This is a genomic window from Pseudorhodoferax aquiterrae, assembly GCF_014652235.1.
Lineage (GTDB): Bacteria > Pseudomonadota > Gammaproteobacteria > Burkholderiales > Burkholderiaceae_C > Pseudorhodoferax > Pseudorhodoferax aquiterrae.
The window spans coordinates 1-19010 of record NZ_BMYK01000005.1; the positions used below are offsets into that span (position 1 = coordinate 1).

General features: G+C 63.0%; 17 protein-coding genes. 1 reads left to right on the plus strand and 16 read right to left on the minus strand.

The window, feature by feature from the left end:
* Window positions 1-757 precede the first annotated feature (757 nt).
* The 13 genes from IE209_RS10310 to epsF are packed head-to-tail and all read right to left on the minus strand — an operon-like array spanning window position 758 to window position 14823.
* Window positions 758-1585: a polysaccharide pyruvyl transferase family protein gene (locus IE209_RS10310; protein ID WP_189686880.1), complete on the minus strand. Its 828-nt coding sequence runs from the start codon at window positions 1583-1585 to the stop codon at window positions 758-760.
* Complete coding sequence (locus IE209_RS10315) at window positions 1576-2493, minus strand: glycoside hydrolase family protein (RefSeq protein ID WP_189686881.1); 918 nt, start codon at window positions 2491-2493, stop codon at window positions 1576-1578. Before IE209_RS10315 ends, IE209_RS10310 begins: the two co-directional genes overlap by 10 nt.
* Window positions 2490-3977, minus strand: coding sequence for a lipopolysaccharide biosynthesis protein (locus IE209_RS10320; RefSeq protein ID WP_189686882.1), 1488 nt, complete (start codon window positions 3975-3977; stop codon window positions 2490-2492). The genes IE209_RS10315 and IE209_RS10320 overlap by 4 nt, the downstream gene beginning before the upstream one ends.
* Window positions 3978-4032: 55 nt before the next feature.
* A complete protein-coding gene (gene epsE / locus IE209_RS10325) occupies window positions 4033-4875 on the minus strand; it encodes a polysaccharide export protein EpsE (RefSeq protein WP_189686883.1) in 843 nt (280 codons plus the stop codon).
* A 27-nt stretch (window positions 4876-4902) separates the two neighbouring features.
* Window positions 4903-5763: a glycosyltransferase gene (locus IE209_RS10330; RefSeq protein ID WP_189686884.1), complete on the minus strand. Its 861-nt coding sequence runs from the start codon at window positions 5761-5763 to the stop codon at window positions 4903-4905.
* Between the two features lie 29 nt (window positions 5764-5792).
* Window positions 5793-6578 (minus strand): WecB/TagA/CpsF family glycosyltransferase, encoded by a 786-nt coding sequence (locus tag IE209_RS10335; protein WP_189686885.1) that lies wholly within the window; start codon window positions 6576-6578, stop codon window positions 5793-5795.
* Window positions 6579-6613: 35 nt separating this feature from the next.
* Window positions 6614-7813 carry a glycosyltransferase family 2 protein gene (locus IE209_RS10340; protein WP_189686886.1) on the minus strand — a complete coding sequence of 400 codons (1200 nt, stop codon included), beginning with the start codon at window positions 7811-7813 and terminating at the stop codon, window positions 6614-6616.
* Window positions 7806-9017: a glycosyltransferase gene (locus tag IE209_RS10345; RefSeq protein WP_189686887.1), complete on the minus strand. Its 1212-nt coding sequence runs from the start codon at window positions 9015-9017 to the stop codon at window positions 7806-7808. The genes IE209_RS10340 and IE209_RS10345 overlap by 8 nt, the downstream gene beginning before the upstream one ends.
* The gene (locus IE209_RS10350; RefSeq protein ID WP_189686888.1) at window positions 8977-9564 is read right to left on the minus strand and encodes a serine acetyltransferase; all 588 of its coding nucleotides are present in this window, start codon (window positions 9562-9564) and stop codon (window positions 8977-8979) included. Before IE209_RS10350 ends, IE209_RS10345 begins: the two co-directional genes overlap by 41 nt.
* Window positions 9561-11003, minus strand: a complete 1443-nt coding sequence (locus IE209_RS10355; RefSeq protein ID WP_229882798.1) for an Atrophin-1 multi-domain protein — start codon at window positions 11001-11003, stop codon at window positions 9561-9563. The genes IE209_RS10350 and IE209_RS10355 overlap by 4 nt, the downstream gene beginning before the upstream one ends.
* A complete protein-coding gene (locus IE209_RS10360) occupies window positions 11003-12493 on the minus strand; it encodes an O-antigen ligase family protein (protein ID WP_189686889.1) in 1491 nt (496 codons plus the stop codon). The genes IE209_RS10355 and IE209_RS10360 overlap by 1 nt, the downstream gene beginning before the upstream one ends.
* Before the next feature lie 24 nt (window positions 12494-12517).
* Window positions 12518-13387, minus strand: coding sequence for a polysaccharide biosynthesis tyrosine autokinase (locus tag IE209_RS10365; protein ID WP_189686890.1), 870 nt, complete (start codon window positions 13385-13387; stop codon window positions 12518-12520).
* Window positions 13387-14823, minus strand: coding sequence for a chain length determinant protein EpsF (epsF, locus tag IE209_RS10370; protein WP_189686891.1), 1437 nt, complete (start codon window positions 14821-14823; stop codon window positions 13387-13389). The genes IE209_RS10365 and epsF overlap by 1 nt, the downstream gene beginning before the upstream one ends.
* Window positions 14824-15118: 295 nt before the next feature.
* Here epsF and IE209_RS10375 point away from each other — a divergent pair, with 295 nt between their 5' ends.
* The gene (locus IE209_RS10375) at window positions 15119-15433 is read left to right on the plus strand and encodes a hypothetical protein (protein ID WP_189686892.1); all 315 of its coding nucleotides are present in this window, start codon (window positions 15119-15121) and stop codon (window positions 15431-15433) included.
* Window positions 15434-15445: 12 nt separating this feature from the next.
* On the opposite strand, the gene epsL is transcribed toward IE209_RS10375, so the two are convergent.
* From epsL to epsA, 3 genes are read right to left on the minus strand one after another with little or no spacing between them, the layout of a single operon-like run.
* Window positions 15446-16702 (minus strand): XrtB/PEP-CTERM-associated polysaccharide biosynthesis outer membrane protein EpsL, encoded by a 1257-nt coding sequence (gene epsL / locus IE209_RS10380; protein ID WP_189686893.1) that lies wholly within the window; start codon window positions 16700-16702, stop codon window positions 15446-15448.
* On the minus strand, window positions 16683-18113 hold the full coding sequence (locus IE209_RS10385; RefSeq protein ID WP_229882799.1) for an undecaprenyl-phosphate glucose phosphotransferase: 1431 nt from the start codon (window positions 18111-18113) through the stop codon (window positions 16683-16685). The genes epsL and IE209_RS10385 overlap by 20 nt, the downstream gene beginning before the upstream one ends.
* Window positions 18106-18924: an XrtB/PEP-CTERM-associated transcriptional regulator EpsA gene (epsA, locus tag IE209_RS10390; RefSeq protein ID WP_189686894.1), complete on the minus strand. Its 819-nt coding sequence runs from the start codon at window positions 18922-18924 to the stop codon at window positions 18106-18108. Before epsA ends, IE209_RS10385 begins: the two co-directional genes overlap by 8 nt.
* Window positions 18925-19010: the final 86 nt, after the last annotated feature.

The following is a 19010-nucleotide window of genomic DNA, read 5'->3' on the forward strand; positions in this document are numbered from 1 at the left end:
GCCCGCGATCACGTGGAACGCTGCCCGCCATCAGCGTGGAATGGTGCCCGCGATGGCGTGGAATACGCAATAAGTATCGGAAAGACTATGTCGAAGCATAGGATGCTCGATAAAAAACGGGTGACATCGACATCGCAGCGTGGCGCCACAAGTTAGATCGTGATTTGCGCAATGCGTGGTGAGAGGGTTTGATGCCATTTGATCGGCTAGGAGTGTTGCCTTCACGGCTTTACGGGTTGGTTTTTCACCTACTCTGTGGTTTTAGGCGCATTCGTGTCCGCGCTCCCACCAAGCTCTCCGCATCCTCTATAAGTTGGGCAGCGTAAGGAGCACTTGCAGTTGGCGGTGTTCTTTGCCAAACCGCGGTAGCGCGCCTTGACGTGTACGAATCAGCGCTTGATTGGCCGAACCGTAAATCCCCCTACGCGGGTGCTAGCCTTGAGATGCTCGAGTTGGTGGCTCAGGTCGTCGACGCGCATGATCTTGTCCAACTTGCGTTGCTTGGCCGGAGGCTCGCTTTTGCATCGACGCCACATCCTGTCTGCCAATCAGGAGATGCCTTAATACGCCAACAACGCAATGGCTTCTGTACCGTGGGCGGTAGCAGCAGCCCGAAAAATCTGAGTCGCCACCTGCCGGAGCCTACTCTGACAGCGTGGGTTTAAGGAAAGAGGCTGCGAGAAAGCAAGCCGTCCTCGCACGGAGCGCACTGAATTCCCTCACAAACGGCGCGCGCATGGCGGAGGACACCACGAGGTTAGGACAGGATACCTGCGGATGCCAGTTCCGCAGCCGACGGCAGAGCGACACTGCCGATCATTGCGGACAGATCCGGCGAACTGTTTGGTTTGGACGACTTCAAGGCCTCATCGATGGATGCCGCAAGGCAGAAATCTTTGCCGATCGAAAGAAAATAGTCTCTGTACTTGTGCAAGGATTCGTCGGTCTGTGGGGACACCAGCAACGCCGGTCGCCCCAGCGCATGCGCCCAGATTAGGCCATGCAACGAGGATGTATAGACGAACTCGGCGCGGCATATCTCTTCGGCCACCGCGCGAGGCGTAGCGTCGATGCTGACCACTTTGTAGTGGCGGTTGCTGCGGTGCTCGAAACGTTCCCGGTAGTGCGGGATGAAGATCGTGTTGCCGGCTTCGGCCCGGATGTGGAGGACATCCGGATAGAGCTTGCCGATCAAGACCCCCGGATCGCCCATGAAGCGCAACTGCGAGACATCGTGACCGGCCTGCCGGAAGGCATCCAGGGTCATCGGCCCGCGAACCCCCCACACGCGGATTTTCAATCCATCCGCCGCGGGAATCGTCGAGTGCTTGCTCCCGATCCCGCAAACGATATCGCCATCCAGCACGCGGTGCGCTACCGATCCAACGAGAAGCAGGCGCCGGCCTTCGTCCTTCACATTGGCAGCATGCTGCCCCGGGTATGCCCATTGCAGGAGGTCAAGATTGAAGTGGTCGCCGGCGTTGCCGTGCTGGAATCCCTGCTGGCTTTGGCCAAATTTCCAGAACGATGCCTTGGTTTTCGGCTGGTTCTCCAGCGCGTCCCAGTAGAAGATTCTTACGGCCATATGGTGTCCAGCGGTATTTCGGCGAATGCGAATTCGAGGTCGTTGATTCCGTAGCTGAGCAATACATCGTTGCCGTCCACCACGATGCCAGGGAAGTAGACGGCCCACAACAGGTTGGGGTTGTGCCGTTGCCCCATCAGGATCAGTTTGGCGAACGAATGGATGAGCCTTTTGGAGCCCACTGTGATGGCCGCGGCTCCGGCGCTGTCGAAATCCAGACGAACGATCCGTCCGAGATAACCGCGCTTGGAGCGCAGGCGTGGCTTCTCATGTGCGACCATGTAGGCGGTGCCGCTGTCCACGAAAGCCATCTGCGTGCCGATCGACAGAGATTGGGAGATCGTATTGCTGGCCGCGGACATGATGCGCTCGAAGTGCAGCGACTTACCGTCGTCCAATTGACCCTGCACGAGGCGCAACTGCGTGAGGGGCTCTAGGGAATAGATTGCCGACAACGTCCCATGGGGAGGCATGTAGAACGCCCAGTTCTTCTCGACGGTCTGGCGGCCGTCCAGTTCGCATTTCTGCGGTACGCCGATTTGGGGCCACACCTGCATCAAGTACAGCCCGTTGGGAGAATGCGCAGAATGGCCGGTGTTGAATGTGATGTAGATCCGGCCCGCAAGCGGGACCAGCTTCGGGTCTGCCACTTGAGGCGTTCCCAGGTCCTGCAAAATTTGAGTCAGATCGATTGGCTTGGAGAGCTTTCCAGCGCTTCCATTCGCGTAATACGACCTGAATGGTTTTTCGCCAGGCCGCGCCTGTGCGCGGAAAGCCAGATGCCAAGTTCCATCAAGAAATGCAATGCTCGGATTGAATACGTTGGAATATCCATTTTCCTTCGCGATGGCGCGAAGAGCTGGTGCAAACCAGCCGGCCTCGTAACGGGAAAGTCTCGTGAATTTCATGGCAGCGCAGCGGCGCCTCTCCTTTTGAGCCAGATTTCTTTCAAAGTCGTAGATATTTGGCGAACCTGGTGCCGTGCTGCCAGCCAGATCACCAGTGCGTAGCATGCGAATGTCAGGCCGATTGCAGGCAGGAGGAAGGTCACGGTGCTGAATGGGGCGTTCGCCCATGGAGTCTGCTGCAAGCCGTAGCCGACTAACGGGACTGCAATGCCGGCCAGGGCTGGTCCCGCGAATTGTTTCAGGTAGGTGACGTAGGGAAGGCGCGCATTCTTGTGCAGCGTGATGATCCGCACCGGCCAGAATGCGATTTGCCTGACTGAGCGCGCTGCGGCAACAGCGGTGACGCCGAAGGGAATGGCTGCGACCAGAACAACCGTTCCGAAAACGACTTGGGCCACGGCGACCTTGAGCGATGCCGTCCCGTTGCCGGTGGCCAGCAACAGGCTTTTGTCGAACAGCGTCACGGATGCCAGCATGGCAGACGGTGCCATCATCGCCATCAAGGGGACGCTGGCGCCCCAGCCGGTCCCAAAAAAGAGCTCGATTAGGGGATGGCCGAATACCACGAGCACGGAGAATATCGCCACGGCGAGCGTTGCGCTTGCGAATGTGAGCGTCAGGAAGTAATGCATCAGGCGCGCATGTTGTTCCTGCAGCCGAGAAAATGTCGTCAGAGACACTTTCGCCAGCGTGGACGAGATAACGTCCATCACGATGTTCAATATCCGCTGACCAACGTAGTAGTAGCCCAGCGCCGCAGGCGGGAAGAATGCACCAATGAGCAGCTTGTCAATGTTGGCCTGCACGGTATTGAGAAGTTCGATGCCCACTACTTGCGCGCTGAACTTCCACATGCCGCGAATGGCGCGGACGGAATAGACAAGGCGTGGATGCCATTTGGCGCTGAACCACAGGATCATCGCGCCAGCAGCGCTGGCAGCAACGGGTTGCATAACGATGGCCCAGACACCTTCGCCGGTGAGGGCGAGGTACACAGCGACCGCGGTTCCCACGAGCGCGCCGCCCAACTGGCGTCGTGCCAGCTTGGAAAAGTTGAAGGTCCGCTCCAGGAAGGCGGCCGGGACGCTGGAGAAGGCGGCAATCGGCAGCACCAATGCGCTGACCGGAATGATGGACTCGAGTTGGGGCTGCTTGAACAACTGCGCCAGCAGCGGCGCACAGAGCACGAGGAGCAGATACAGACCCACCGCGATCGCGAGGGATGTCCAGAAGGCCGAATGGATCTCCTCTTCGTCGACCTCCTTCTTCTGCACGAGCGCCTGCGCCATGCCGTTCTCGACGAAGACCGCGAGGATCGCGGAGATCGACATCGCCAGCGCCGCCAGTCCGAATTCCGCGGGCGTCAGGAGACGGCCCAGGATGGAGAAAACGGCCAAGCTCATCAGCCGAGTTCCCCATTTCTCGATCGCAACCCAGAGCATCCCCCGGGCCACCTGTCCGGAAAGTTCCGTGTTGCGGCTCACCTGTCCGCCTCCAAGGCGGGGCGCTTGTGCAAGGCGGACTCAAGCTCCCAGGGCATCAAAAGAGGCTTTCGCGCACGTAGATCACGTCGTTGGGCGTGATCAAGTCCGTCATGGCCGGGCTGATCTGTTCGACGCGGCCATCCGCCCGCATACGGTGCAGCCGGATCCTGTTCTCGGTGCCGCGGTTGGTGGGGCCACCGCCAACGGCCAGGGCCTGCATGACACTCATGCCACGCTCGATGCGGTAGACGCCTGGGCGTTGTGCTTCTCCGTAAATGTAGAAGACCGGCGCGCGGCGCACATACACCGTGTCGTCGCCCACCAAAGTAATGTCTTCGCCCGTGCGGTCGGCAACGTAGAGCGAGGGGATGTCGATTTCTTTGCGGAACGGCGCGCCGGCGCGGGTGCCGGTCACGATGACGATATCGTCCCCGCCGATCGAGCTGCCGCCACCCTGGATGATGCCGCCCGCCGTGGCCAGGATGTCACTGACGCGCGTGCTCATGTTCTCCAGTGGGTAGCGACCGGGACGGTTGACTTGGCCAAGGACCGAAACGAAGTTGCCGCGCATCTGGGTCACGACGACAGTGACCTGGGGATTGCGGATGAAGCCGCCTTTCTCCAGCGCCTGTGCGATGGTCTTCTCGGCGCCGAGCGTCGACTGGCCGCCGATGCGGACTTGGCCCACCAGCGGGTAACTGATGGTGCCCGCCTCGGAAACCCGGGTTTCGAGTGTGAGGTCCGGGCTCTGGTAGACCGTCACCCGGACGGTGTCGCCCGGCGACAACATGTACTCGGTCGGACTTTGTGCCTGGGCGCAAATGCTCGCCAGTGCGAAGGCGCAAAACAGCAGCCAGGTGCGCACGAATCCGAGGCGGATGACTTGGTCGTTTTTCATTGTGTTTCCCATCGAAGAGGTGGCTTCTTAAGCTTGCAAGCTTCGCTTGAGCATGCGGGCGAATCCCCTTGGCCAGAAACCGTGGGCGAGGAAGCGGCGGTAGTCCTGCAGGGTCGGCTTGATCCCGTACACCCGGGCGAACATCTGAAGTTGCAGCAACTGGCTGCGCCGCCCGATGCCGCCGCTGTGCGCGGCGTCGAGAACGGCGAAGGCCTGTCGGATCTTGCCCTCGCCTTTCGCAGTGATGCGGTCGTCGCGCGGGCTGTTCTCGAAATTGTAGGAGGCACGCTCGACCAGGCGCGCCGGGCCGAAGGTGCGCAACATGCGCATGAAGAATTCGAGATCCTGCCAGGCCGGCAGATCCACCCGGAACAGGCCCGCATCGACGAAGTGGGCCTTGGGCGCGAACACTTGGTTGCCAACGGCGTTATGGCGGAACATGTCCTCGTAGCTTGCGCGATCGGGCCGATCAGACGTGGCGACGTGCTGGCCGTGCTGGATCTCGCGCAGCTGCGAGTAGAGACACGACGGGCGCTCACCCTGCACTTCGAACTGCCGCCAAGCCCGCACGAAGTCGTCGATGCGGAAGGGCTCGAAGCTGTCGTCGTCGTCGAGCCCGGTCACGAACGCGCCACGCGCCGCCAGGATGGCCGCGTTGCGCGCGGCAGGGCCGCCCTTCGATGTATCGTGCCGGATCGTCCGTACGCGCGGATCATCGTGCGCAAGTTGGCGCAGGTATTCCTGGGTGCCATCTGTGGAGCCATCGTCCACAACGATGACTTCGAGATGGCGGTAGGTCTGTTTCAGGACCGAGTCGATGGCGGCGGCCAGCAGCGGCTGCCGGTCCTTCGTGGGGATGTAAACAGAAACCAGCACGTCGTTCGGCATAGGCATGGGCGGCATCTGGTGGGCGTGCATTAGAGCGGCCTCGGCCGCCGTTGCAGGCGCGTTCGCAATGAGCGTGCCATCAGGCCGAGCGCGAATGGAAGGCCATCGATCAGGTAGCGCCGCGCTAGCCGCTGCGGCTCCTGCACCAGCCGGTGCAACCATTCGAGCCCGCCGGCCTGCATCCACTTTGGCGCCCGCGGCACCTCGCCTGCCACGAAGCTGAAGCTGATGCCAACGCCCAGGAACCAGGCTTGCGGGTGCAGGCTGCGCAGTTGCTGGATCAGCCATTCCTGCTTCGGCGAGCCGAGGCCGACGAAGACGATGTGCGGGGCGAAGTCGGTAACGAGGCTGCGGATCCGTGCCATCTCCTCGGGTTGGTTCTCGAAGCCGAATGGGGGGCAGTGGCTCCGCGTGATGGCAGCACCTGCGCCCGCAAGTCGTGCCGCGGCTTGCTCCGCGGTACCCGGATTGCCCCCCACCAGGGCCAGCCGCAGCCCGGCGGCCGCAGCACGGCGGAAAACGGCGATGAACAGGTCGGAGCCGGCGAGGCGACACGGGAGCGGGGTGCCCTGCAGGCGGCTGGCCCACACGATCGGCTTGCCGTCCGCGGTGAAGACGGTCGCTTCGCCCACCATCTGTTTGAAGCCGGGGTCGTGGTGCAGCCTGCGCAGGATGTCGATGTTGGGCGTCACGACCCAGCCGCCTTGGGCGGCGGCTGCGCGTTCGCAGATATGACGGGCAAGCGAATCCACGTTGCTCGCGACAAAGGGCACGCCATCGACGACCGTGCGGGCCAACCCGTCGGGCGCGTTCACCGCAGCGAGGGCTGATGGAGGCGGGCTGCTTGCATTCATCTCGAATCTCTTTTCGTGCGGACCCAATCGACCTGGCGCTTCACCAGGAAACGGGCGTACATGGGGATCTTCGCCAGCATGTAGAGCGGCGCACCGAGCAGTTCGCGCAGCGACACCAGGTCGGACGCATAGCGCGCGCGCGCCAGCAGGATGCTGGCCGCCAGCGCTGCCAGGGCCAGCAGCGCCAGCGCCAGGGGGAGGTACCAGCCCATCGCCCATGCCGCCAGTGTGGCGATGGCGCACACGACAAGCGTGGCCATGGAGAGCAGGGCGAGCGGTGGCACCAGCATGTCGAGCACCAGCATCAGGAAGCGCATGCGTCCCGCGAAGACGGCGCCGGCCACCAGGCGTGGACCTTCGCCGAGCAGCAGCGACAGGTGGCCATGCTCCCAGCGCGTGCGCTGGCTCTGCTCACCCTCGCGCGTGCCGGCGAATGTGCTCGAGACCATGGCCTCCTCGCAGAACAGCGGAGGCGTTCCCCGGCGCGCCAGCTGTACGCCCAGCTGCATGTCTTCGGCCAGGTGGCTGCTGGCGAGCGGCGCCGTGGCAGCCACCGGCCACGGGAAGGCCATGCCGGTGCCGTACAGCCCGCAGTCCAGCCCCATGCGGTGCATGCCGCGCGGCCGTACGCGGTTCTTGACCCGCATCGCGAACTCGGCGATCCGCGCTTTCAGGCTGTCGTTCGGCGCCGTCATGAGGTAGGTCGCCTGCACCGGTCGGCCGGTGGCGTGGCTCAGGCACGCAATGCGCTCCAGGCTGCCCGCCTGCGCGATGCAGTCGGCATCCAGCACGATGACGACGTCCGGCGGGTCCGCAGCGAGATGCCGCACACCGTGGTCCAGGGCATGGCCTTTGCCGCGGAGCGCGGTGTTGAAGCGTTCGGTCACCTCCGCATTCGCTCCGCGAGCGACGGCGGCCGTGTCATCGCTGCAGTTGTCGGCGACGACGAGCAGCCGATCCGCGCGCAGCAGCTGCGCCTGCGCCGCGGCCAAGGCGGGCAGCAGGCCACTCGATTCGTTGTGCGCGGGCATCACGATGGCGATGCGTGGGCGCGGGCCGGCAGGCGTCACCGCCCGTGCCACACCGGGCCACAGCGACGCCAGCACCTGCGCCAGCAGAAGCACCGCTGGGATGGCAGCGAGCAACGCTGCGGCAGCCAGCAGCCCGTGCAGGAGGCCTGTCGTGAGATCAAGCATGTCGCGGCGACGCCATGAACAGCTGCGCCAGTTTGGCGGCTTCGGTGTCGATGTCGTGCTCCCGGCGCACGGCGCGGAAGGCGGCGTCGCCCATCGCGGCCACCTGGTCGAGCGAGCATTGCAGGCATGTCTGCATCGCTTCGGCCAGTGCAGAGACGTCGCCCGGTGGCACGAGCCAGCCGTTGTTGCCTTGCTCGACCAGTTCGGGAATGCCGGCGATGCGTGTGCTGACGACGGGGCGCCTCAGCGCGAAGGCCTCCATCACTACGACCGGCAGACCCTCGGCAAAGCTCGCCAGTACCAGCGCGCGCGATCCGATGATTTCTTCGCGCACTTGGTTGCTGCTGATCCAGCCGGTGATGCGGATGTGTTGTTGCAGTTGCAGCTGCGCGATGCGGGCTTCGATCTGCGGGCGCAGTTCGCCGTCGCCAGCGAGCACCAGCTCGAACGCGATGCCGGCGTCGGCCAGCCGCTTGGCCGCCTCGATGAGGAGCAGATGCCCCTTCTGCTCTGAGAGCCTGCCCACGCAGACTAGGCGGTTGCCGCTGGCGGGGGGGGGCTCAGACGCCTCGTGGAACGCACGCTCCAGGCCGCAGTGCACGACCTTGACCTTGTCCCAGTGCGCGGCGTCGACCCAGCGGTAGAGCTGGCTGCGGCAGAACGAGGTGATGGCCACGACGAAGCGCGACCTGCGGATCTTCTCACCCAGGTGCAGGAACTCCGGCTTGTCGAACTCGTCCGGCCCATGCACCGTGAAGCTGTAAGGTGGGCCGCCGAGGGCTGTCACCAGCATGGCGACTTCCGCGGAGTTGGTGCCGAAATGCGCGTGCAGATGGCGCACCTGCAATCGGGCCAGCCAACGGTGTGCGAGACAGGCTTCGGCGAAGTAGACCAGATGCAAGGGCAACGGGCGGTCCGCGCGCCGTCCCATCCGCAGTGCCAGGCCGAGCGCCGCCAGGAAGCGGCCGGGCGCGCTGACGAGCATCGCCAGCATGGCCGGAGCGAGCTCTGCGGCGCCGCGCCTCAGGAGATATCGGGTCCGCGCCTGTTCCGCCTGGTCGTCTGCATCGGGCACGGCATCGTCCCAACCGCGCACAGCCAGGCGCGTGACTTCGAAGCCCTGGCGTTCCAGCGCCAGGATCTCGCGCCGGATGAAAGTGTGGCTAACCTTTGGGTAGTGGTTCACCAGGTAGGCGATCTTCAAACGTCTGCTCTCCGGATGGATGGGGTGGATTAGATGGATGTGCCGTGATGACGCGCGCCGGATTGCCGACCGCGGTGGCGCCGGCGGGGACATCGGTCAGGACCACGGCCATGGCGCCAACGCGGCAGCCGGCACCAAGCCGCACTCCCCCGATCACTTGCGCGTAAGCACCGAGGTCGACACCGTCCTCCAGCACGGGACACGGTCCGTTTTCCGCGCGGTTGCCGAGCGTGACGCCCTGACGCAAAGTGCAGTCAGCACCGATGACCGTGCCGGGGTTGACGAAGATGCCACCGAAGTGCCAGATCCGCAGGCCCGGCCCGATGCGCGCTTCCTTGGGCAGGCTGATGCCCGTGGCCGTCTCGACGAGGCGGAACAGGAGCCAGTACAGGCGCGTCAGCAGGCGCCGCCGAGGGCCCTCGGGAAGTGCGTCCACACGGCGGCCGAACCGGTACACGCGGATGGCCCATAGCGATTGTTCACGCAGCCATTTGGTGCCGGCGCCGGCGCATCGGTCCAGATCCGCCTGCCAGTTCGGATCCGTCATTTCTGCCCGCCGGATTGCGCACCTTGGGTGAGCTGCACCAGGCTGGCACCGACGGTGGACATCCGGCTGCCGTCCCCGCTGAACGCGGTGACCTCGTGGCGGGCCGAGCCGGTCGGCCATGTGAACACGCGCGATTCGCCGTTGGCCAGTTCCCCACTGTCGAACACGGGCTGCGCGGAGTCGGCGCCGAAGACGCGCATGCGCAGTCTGCCGCCGCCGGTCGTGCGCGCCGTCAGCTGGTAGGAGGCTCCAGCCTGGGGCAGTGCCCAGCGAACAGGCTGGAGCATCGAGGCCGAACTGTTTTTTTGTTCGACGCCAGAAAGGCCTGCCTCGAACACCACGGCCTGCTGCCATGTCTGGAAGGTACCGAGTCGGTCGCCCTGCACCTTGATCCAGTCGCCGCGCATGGACAGGAGGTTGAGCCGCTGTTCCATCACCATCGGACGCCCATCGCCATCCAGCCAGCCCGAAACCCCGGTGACCTGGCGAAGCGCAGCTCGCATCCGGTTGAGCTCATTGCCGGTGTGGCTGTCCCAGGCGCCGCCGTGCAGGCTGAACCCGCTTCCGTTCTCGACGTAGATCACGAACGGCGTTCCGACGTTGCGGTCCACGACGTAGGCACCGTAGACCTTCAGAGTCTCTGCCACCTTGTGCAGGCGGGGGTTGCGGATGCGGCTGGTGTCGTAGTCTGCCGGCAGCATCAGCAGAGCGCCTTCCGGGATCTGGCCGGTATTGGTGCGCGCGGCGCCCCTGTCGGCCGAGGTGGCGGGGAACACGTAGGTGGGGTCCGCGCTCAAGCCGTTGTGCGCCAGCGACATCGCCAGGGCATGCAGGTACATCGGATTGCCGTCGTTGATCTCATGGCTTCGGATGAGACCTCCCATGGTGGGCACTCCCGCTGCGCGCGCGCCTTGGTAGTAGTGTCCCGGCTCGCCCCAGCCGCGCCCGTCCAGCCGCGTCCAGGCGTACTGCGCGGTGCGCCACTGTCCATCAATCTGCTTGAGCTTGAAGAACGAGTGGATGATGCCGTCTGTCTCGTCCACGATGTCGGCATGGCCGTCGGAGCCGGTTGCCGGTATGACGTCCGCCGGCCAGCGCGGTATGGTGATCGAAGGATGCACGCGTGCGGCGTCGGGGTCCCATACCCCGTTGCGGCCGGGCAACGGCAGGATCTCCATGGGCTTGTCCGTCTTGTTCGCCTTGAACGTGCCAGTGGAGTACGCCCCACCTCCAACGGCGGGCATATAGGTCGATGGGGGAATGACGAAGTCGCCCAGCACCGGGTCGATAGGCCGGGCATTCCAGGGCGACTGCGCGGAGAACGGCCGGGCGTAGCTGCCCCATTCGGCGGCGGCCGACACGGCAGCGATCCCGGCCGCCGCCAGTGCCACCAACGCGGTGCGCAGGCGGCTACGGTTCGGTGTTTCAAGCATGGACATCAGAACTTTCTTCTCTGCGCGGTGGGGTTAAAGCCGGCTCCTGGTTCTGCAGCGTGCGTGGGCTTCAAAGGCTCCTTGGCACGCACCGCGTATGCGCATACTGCACCCGCAGCCAGCCAGAAGTACCAGTTGTAGATAAGGTAGGACAGCATGTTGTCCGACATCGACGTCAGCAGGTAAGCGCCCAGCGCCGCCGTACCGATCAGGTACAGCAAGCGGTCCACCCGATAGAGAGGGCGCATGGCGGTCCAGCACTTCCAGAACAGCCACAGGTAGCAAGATACGCCGACGACCCCGATGTCGAAGAACAGTTGCACGAGAACGCTGTGCGCGCCCCAGTTGCGACCACCGGCCATCGAAAAGAACACGGGAGAGAAGTAGTTGAAGGCACCTGCACCGTAGCCCATGAAGTAGCGGCCAGGATCCATCCAGCGCAGGCCGTCCGACCAGATCAGTTGGCGCCAGGCGAACGAATTGAGCCGGGCGTACTGCACCACTTCGTTACCCTGTCCCAAATCGAGCAGACGGTCCCGGAACTCCGGGATCAGCAAGGCGAGCAGCGGTGCGAATGCCAGATAGACAAGGTAGCGCCGCTTGAAGAACAGGCCATACAGCAGGAACGGCAGCGTCGCGGTGATCCAGGCACTGCGTGTCTTGGTGGCCAGCAACAGGCCGAACAGGACGATCAGGTAGCCGACGGAGCCGATCGTTTGCCACGAAATCGCCAGCGCTTCGGTGCGCTTCCAGAGGTAGAACACGATAGCGATGACGAGCACCAGGTAGAACGCAAGGATGTTGGGGTGGGGGAACGGTCCGCTGTAGCGTCCGGGTTCGTAGGCATCTCCGCGTGCGATGGCCAGGACCGTCAGCAGGGCGACGGGCACCGACGACAACACGATCAGCCGCAGGACGTCCACTAGACTGCGCTCGTCGTCGACGAGTTGAAACGCCACGATGAACATGGCGAATGTCGATGCCTGTGCCATGGCCAGGCGCACCTGTTGAACAGGATCCGGTGCGTAGGTGACCGCCAAGAACTGGATGAGCATGAATGGCCCCCATATCCAGTACGCAACCGATGGGACGCGCTTGGGGTTGCGCATCAGCAGGATGATCGTCAGGGCGATGACCGAGAGGTTGACAAATGCCCCCAAGCCTCCAAGCGGTCCGAGCCTGGTTTCCTCGAACAGGCTATTCGTTCCCCCGCGCAGAACAATGATCGCCAACAGCAGTGCCTTGGGACTGATCGCCAATGTGAAACCCAGCACGATCAGCAAAGGCAGCGCCGCCAGAATCACCGGCTTGGAGCTGGCCAGGTCACCGATGACCGTGACCAGGATGCCGGTGCCGACGCACAACGCAGCCAGCGCCAGCAACGCACCGAGCTGGCCGGTCCATTGCTGCGCATCCGTAGATCGAAAGTGCATCAACGAATCAGTCCAGCCAACCGGGTGCTTGGATGCGTCAGGCAAATGTCCGAAGGACGGCATTGGGCGACTTGGATCCCTGGCAGGTCAAAATTCGTTGACGACGGCGCCAATCAACTCGGTCGCGCCCCCTGCGACGATGCTTGAAAGATCCTGCAGATCATTCATGCGGGAAGCGCTCTTGCGAGCAACCGCCAGCGCGGCGCCGCAGCGCATCGCCACGATGCTGGCATCCGCTCCTCGGCTGAAGGCAGACGTGTCTAGAACGATGTGGTCGAACTTGCGGCCGAGTTCCTTGAGCAGCAGGCCGAAGGCGGGGCGTTCCAGCAGTTCGACAGGGTTGGGCGGAATCGCGCCCAGGGGCAGGATCAGCAGGCCCGGCACGCCATGCACCGCCTGGATGACGCGTTCTTCCTTGCGGCCCAGGAGAATCGACGACAAGCCAGACTGGTTCGGGATGTCGAAGATGGTGTGCTGCCGCGGTGAACGCATGTCGGCGTCGATCAACAACGTCTTTCCCTCGAGTTGCGCGAGGGTCACTGCGAGGTTTGCGGCGAAGTAACTCTTGCCGTCCATCGAGTCAGGGCTGATCACGGCCAGCGGCCGGCGCGGCATACCTTCACGGTAGAGGCGCGACAGTAATTGGCTGCGGATGGCACGGAACGACTCGGACTCACGCGAGAACGGTTGGAAAAGCGTGACCAGTTCCGCGCTCCGGTTGCCACGCTCGTTAGGGCTGTAGGGGTAGTGGAACTGCTGGGACAGGGCTTCCAGCACGTCGTCGGGACTCGCAAAGCCCAGCGCGATGGCGGCTTCGCCGAAGCGAATGCCGTGGTCGCGCTGGTGCCGCAGCACACGCTCGACCTGGTCGGCGCTCAGGTTGCGGGCCTCGGCGATGATGGCGCCGATGGAACGATCGCGGAGCATGTTGCCGGGGGTATCGGAGAGGTCGGACATCACATTGCCTTTTTGCTGCGGCTCACCGCCAGGCCGCCCAGCAGCCGCTGCTCCACCGCGAGTAGGCGGTGCTTGCGGCCGGACCGCCGCGAATCCGGCGCGGGGAGCACGCCGAGGATAGGAATCTGCATCGCGGCGACAACATCGTCAAAATCGCGCACGCGCCTGTCGCGCAGTTCCAGCAGTAGAGCCATGCCGGTACCCAGCAGCATGCCGACGACGAGCGCCAGTGCCGCGTTGATCTGGATGTTGGGCGATACCGGGTTCAATGGCTCGGTCGCTTCGCCCAGGATGCTCACGTTGTTCAGCGTACTCTGACTTTCGAGATTCGACTGCGTGAGGCGCATGGAGATGTTGTCGAAGGCGCGCTGCTTGCCATCGACCTCCCGGAGCAGCACCGCGGCGTCGTCGCGCACGGCCTTCATGCGCAATACCTTGGCGCGCTGCTCTTCAAGCGATGCACGAATCTGCGCTTCGCGCTGGCGGTTGATGGCGTTGGTAACCGCGGCACCGCCGCTGACGCGACGCATCTCGGTGTCTAGCCGGGTCCGCAGTTCGGCGGCAGCGGCCTTCGCTTCGATGACCTGCGGATGGCTGTCGCCAAAGCGGATACTGAGCTCCCGCAACCGAGCTTCCGAGCGGCCAAGTTCGGCCCTCAGCTGCGTAATCAGCGAGTTGTTCAGCACTTCTTGCGTGCGGTCGGAAGCTGCGCCGTCGGCCTGGGCCTGCCGGCTGCCCGACTCGACAAGCATGGCCTGCACGGCGACGAGCTGCGAAGAAAGTTCGTTCAGGCGCTGGTTCTCGACATCGAACCGTTCGTCGGTGCCGATCAGGCCATTGGCACGTTGGAAGGCCGAAAGCCGTGACTGCGCGGCCTCAAGCTCCTGGCGTGCGGCCTTGACCTGCTCATCGAAGTAGCTGGCGTAGCGCCGCGCGGGATCCACCCGCAGTTCCAGCGCTGTGGCCATGTAGGCCCGTGTAAACGCGTTGGTCACTGCTGTGGCGTACTGCGGGTCTCCGGCGCGGAAGGAAACTTGCAGGACGTTGCTTTCCTTGGATGGCGTCACAGTCATGTTGGCGCGCAGTCCGTCGGCGAGCCATTGCTCGACGGTCCCCTTGCCCTCGGTCGCTACGAGCCACCGGTCGCGCACATTGGGCCGGTCCACCAGCTTCAGATCATTCACCACGCGCAAGGCGACCCGCGAACTGCGCAAGACGTCGATCTGCGTGTTGATGAACGAGGGAGACGATAGGCCCGGATAGGTCACCGCCGAAATCGGGTCCGGCTTGACGTCGATCATCAGAAACGCCGATGCCTGGAACTTCTCGGGCAGCATCAAGCTGACGATCACGGCCGACGCGGTGGTCAGGACCGTGGCCGCCATCACCAGCCACCACCGGGCCCTCACCATCGCAATTAACTTACCAAATGTCACTGACCTTCTCCCAATAGTGGTGTGCTGCCATCAGCCCATCACGTAAGTTTGCTTCCGCACCGCCACATCAAGGGGCGCCAAGACCTTCATCATCGCACGCATCTTTCCGACGGCACCGCCCACGCAACCTCAACAGATGCGCTGTGTTCGCGGGAGGCGCACTCACTTACCGCCTTCCAAGCATGCACCAGGAATGTGTGTTTTCAGAGTAGTCCGTTCAGGCTATTGCTGCGCTGCACAATAATACTTAAGCTTGCACAAAGTGTCCGGTAACCACCACAGTGAGGCGGCATCAATGCGCAAATTTCAGTCTGTCTTTTTGGCCCTGATGTTGAGCGTTGGCGGCGGTCTTCATGGCAATGCGCAAACCTCTTCACCTGCCCCCGTGCACAGCACTGTGATGTGGCTGGAGGAATGGATGTCGTTGCCCAAGGCCCAGACCAAAGAGGTGACTGGTAGCACTATGTCGCACAGAGCGGGACGTTCTTCCGAAGTGGCGGCGCTGCAGCCCACCCCGCTCGATGGATTGATCAACCGTCCCACCATGCTGCTGGCCGGATTGATGGTGATGGGGGTCATCATGAAACGCCGCTTCGGTCGCCGCCACTAGCTGATAGCGGAATCAGAACTCCATATTCGCGCCAATGCCGATCGAGGTGTTTTTGTAGTCTATGCCCGCGCGCGTGGATTCGCGCCGGGTCTGGCGTATGGCAGACCGGAGGGACAGGAAAGAGCGAGGCCGCCATTCGACCCCTACCGCTAGTTCATGCTCGGTGTCGTGGCGGTCGATGGCTGTCGAGGGATCTGGAGGGCCTTCGTAGCCTCTTTCCGTCTTCGCGAATCTTGCGTTCATGCGAGTCTTGTCGGAGATCTGCCAAGTAGGCTCGACGAAGACCCGATCTGATTTGAAGTAGGTGCTATATGAGGATTGGAAGGCTTCGAGGTCACGTATCCAACCGGAAGCCAGGGTGACCCGCGGTGTGGCGGACCAGTTGAACCGGACCATGCCCCGCATTCCGTCGAAATTGCGGACAGGGTCGAGCGGATGGTTGCGGTCCCGTTGCGCAATGCGCAGCCCGAGAGAGGTCTTGGCGGTCATGCGCCACAGAGTGTCCAACTCCACCTCTTTCTGATCGAACCGTCGGCTGGCTTCTACGATGTCGCTGAGGGAATCCGTGTACGAACCGCTGGCCGTGCGGAACGTCAGGGTGGCCAAACTGCCGGAAGGAAGGACATAGCGCAGACCAAGATCGCCGGTGGTCTGGCGTGAAGCGCTTTCGATCACCAGAGGGATGGTGTTGCGCTGCGAATAGCGGGCCAGCGCTCCCACAACGTGCCAGCGAGCGCCCAGCTCGTATATGCCATCCAGGCGCTGGCTGGTGTCTAGGCGGTCGTTGCGCTGGTCGATGCGGTTCACATTGCTCGTGTCCCCGGCGTTGTTTGGAAGCTTGCGGCGCTGCGTGCTCACGTTTCCATGGAAGCGTGGCGTGATCGCCCAGCCCCAATTCGCCCGATAGTTGAAGGTGCCGAAGTTCAGGTAACTGAAGTTTTGGTACCGATAGTCGATGTAGGCGGCCTCAATGTGAACGTTTTGCAAGCCGTAGGTCTTCTCGAATCGGGCGCCAAGGGTGGCGATATTGACTGTGTCTGCATAGGACCGCCCGCCAAGGCGCGATGAACTGCTGCCCGCGGGCAGGCGCAAGAGGTTGCTTTCGTGACGAATGGTTTCATCAACGAACCACTCAAGGCCAGAGCCTTCGTCCGCGCGGCTTGAGGCGCTGGTGGCAATGAATACCGCCAGCAGCAGCGGGTTCCATCCGTCGACGCGCTTCCGGTGCGGCGCCACTTTCGCTTGCTTTTCAGTACGCTTGGCTGTCACGAAAAACCAATCTTATTGTTTTCATGATGATGTACAGATCCAGACGCAGTGACCAATTACGAAGGTAGTCAAGGTCGTGGTGGATCCGGTCCTGCATCTCCTCCAGCGTGCGCGTTTCCCCACGGCAGCCGTTCACCTGGGCCCAGCCGGTAATGCCGGGTTTCACTTTGTGCCGGACCATATAACCCTTGATGAGCCTGCGGTAGGTCTCGTTGTGCGACACCGCGTGCGGCCGCGGGCCCACGATGCTCATGCGCCCCTGCAGCACGTTGATGAACTGCGGCAACTCGTCCAAGGAGGTGCGGCGCATGAATGCGCCAAGCGGCGTGATGCGGCTGTCTCCGCGCTGTGCCTGCTGGACACTGTCGCCGTCTTCGGTCACGGTCATGGAGCGAAACTTGTAGACCACGATCTTCTCTCCTGCCAGGCCGTAGCGGTGCTGACGGAAGATCACCGGTCCCGGCGACGTGAACCGAACTGCGCACGCCAGCACCAGGAGAATTGGCCAGATAAGCGCCAGTATCAGCAGCGATAAGACGATATCGCTGGAGCGCTTTAGGATGCCGTTGATACCGCGGAATGGCGTTTCCCGAACTGAAATGACCTGGGTGCCACAGACATGGCCCAGCCGTGCCTGGATCAGGTCGGTGAAGAACATGTCCGGCACGAAATAGATGGAAGCCGTGGTGTCCTTCAACTCATCAAGCAATTCCAGAATGCGCGGCTGCGAGGCCATCGGAAGGGACAGGTAGATAATCTGGATGCCCTGGGCTTTGACGAAGCCTGGAAGCGCGGTGGCCGGGCCCAGCAGCCCGAACCCCATAGGCGCATTTAGCCGCTGCAAACTTCTGTCGTCGAAAAAGCCCTTCACCTCGATGCCGGAATAGGGGGTGTCGCGGATTCGGCGCGCCAGGGCAATTCCTTGCGTATTCATGCCGACGATCACCGCCTTGCGAGACGGGCCGCGCATGGCCAGAACCGCTGGGGCAGCCACTCTCAATGCTCGGTGGGCGGCGATTTGCGCCAGGGGCGCCATCCACATCCAGGTCAGCAGGGCGCCGATGCTGAACTGGTGGATATAGCCGGTGGCAACTCCCATGGTCAGTAGCAGCGCGCCGACCGCGATCCAGTTGATCAGCGTCTGCACAACCAGTTTCACCATTGACGAATGAATCTGGGACGTGCCGGGAAATGTCATCGAGAAGACGATGACCGAAAGGACCAGATAGCCCGGGCGCAGGCTGCCCTCGTGGTACAGGCCGACCGCCCACAGGGTGAGGACCAGCATGCCGGGGTCAATCAATGCCTCGATGAAGCGCAGGGGATGGTCCTTGTCGAGCGCGCCGATGTCGGCGCTCGTGTTAGAACGGCGCGGCCTTGTGCTGGCGAGAGGGGCGGGAGAACTATCCATGGGCGTAATGACTGTTCTTCAGCCGGGACACGGCTTGGGCGCGGTTGTAGACATCCAGCTTCTTGAAGATGCGCTGCAGGTGGTTCTTGACCGTGAATGTGCTGATGTCCAGGATGGTGCCGATCTCCTGGTTGGTCTTGCCCATTTCGACCCATTGCATGATCTGCAACTCGCGGCCTGTCATGCCGTTTTCAGGCGCTGCCTGGTCCAGCCCGTGACGCGAGATGGTGATCTGCGCAGGCACCACGCTGCCTTGCGCGGCGGTCCTGGAGGGCAGGGCAGCCTGGCGCAAGGCCATGTCGATGTGGGGCAGCAGCGCGCTCATCGCCGCGGCACCGGTCTTCTCAGGGATGGCTTGACGGCTCAGCACGACATACAGGCAATCCTGCTCACCACGCAGATCGCGCAGGCCATGCACCAGCGCCGAGCGCATGATCGGAGCCGTCGACTGGAACGGCCCATGCTGTGGTATGAGCCCGAGAACGCCGTTCAAGCGCTCCGCTGGCGTCACGTAGGGCTGCTTGTTCACCGCTGACCAATGGGCAAACAACTCCTGCAGCCCACATCCCAGGCCGGACATGCTGGCCTGCGCGGTCCGCACGCCGCGCAGCGCAGAGACGATCTCATGGCCGATGGCGCCACGCTGGAAATCGCCCCAGGCGGCCACGAGGATGTCATGGGGCAGGAAGTGCTGGAGATCACCCCGTAGCCAGTTGACCAAGTCCAGGTGTGTGCGGACATGGGCGACTTCTGTCAGCACATCGAAGCAGCGTCCGCGGTCTGCGATGGATAAATTGCTCAGAAATGACATTCACATCCTTGCGGGAAGACCTGTCGATCGGAAACGCAACCACTTTGCTGCCGCCTGAGCGCCTCGAAGTGGTGCGTTTTCTTGAA

Coding starts and splice junctions, on each gene's coding strand:
- IE209_RS10310 (WP_189686880.1), bottom strand. CDS start 1,585: ATGGCCGTAAGAATCTTCTACTGGGACGCGCTGGAGAACCAGCCGAAA.
- IE209_RS10315 (WP_189686881.1), bottom strand. CDS start 2,493: ATGAAATTCACGAGACTTTCCCGTTACGAGGCCGGCTGGTTTGCACCA.
- epsE (WP_189686883.1), bottom strand. CDS start 4,875: ATGAAAAACGACCAAGTCATCCGCCTCGGATTCGTGCGCACCTGGCTG.
- IE209_RS10330 (WP_189686884.1), bottom strand. CDS start 5,763: ATGCCGAACGACGTGCTGGTTTCTGTTTACATCCCCACGAAGGACCGG.
- IE209_RS10340 (WP_189686886.1), bottom strand. CDS start 7,813: ATGCTTGATCTCACGACAGGCCTCCTGCACGGGCTGCTGGCTGCCGCA.
- IE209_RS10350 (WP_189686888.1), bottom strand. CDS start 9,564: ATGACGGATCCGAACTGGCAGGCGGATCTGGACCGATGCGCCGGCGCC.
- IE209_RS10355 (WP_229882798.1), bottom strand. CDS start 11,003: ATGTCCATGCTTGAAACACCGAACCGTAGCCGCCTGCGCACCGCGTTG.
- IE209_RS10360 (WP_189686889.1), bottom strand. CDS start 12,493: ATGCCGTCCTTCGGACATTTGCCTGACGCATCCAAGCACCCGGTTGGC.
- IE209_RS10365 (WP_189686890.1), bottom strand. CDS start 13,387: ATGTCCGACCTCTCCGATACCCCCGGCAACATGCTCCGCGATCGTTCC.
- IE209_RS10375 (WP_189686892.1), top strand. CDS start 15,119: ATGCGCAAATTTCAGTCTGTCTTTTTGGCCCTGATGTTGAGCGTTGGC.
- IE209_RS10385 (WP_229882799.1), bottom strand. CDS start 18,113: ATGGATAGTTCTCCCGCCCCTCTCGCCAGCACAAGGCCGCGCCGTTCT.
- epsA (WP_189686894.1), bottom strand. CDS start 18,924: ATGTCATTTCTGAGCAATTTATCCATCGCAGACCGCGGACGCTGCTTC.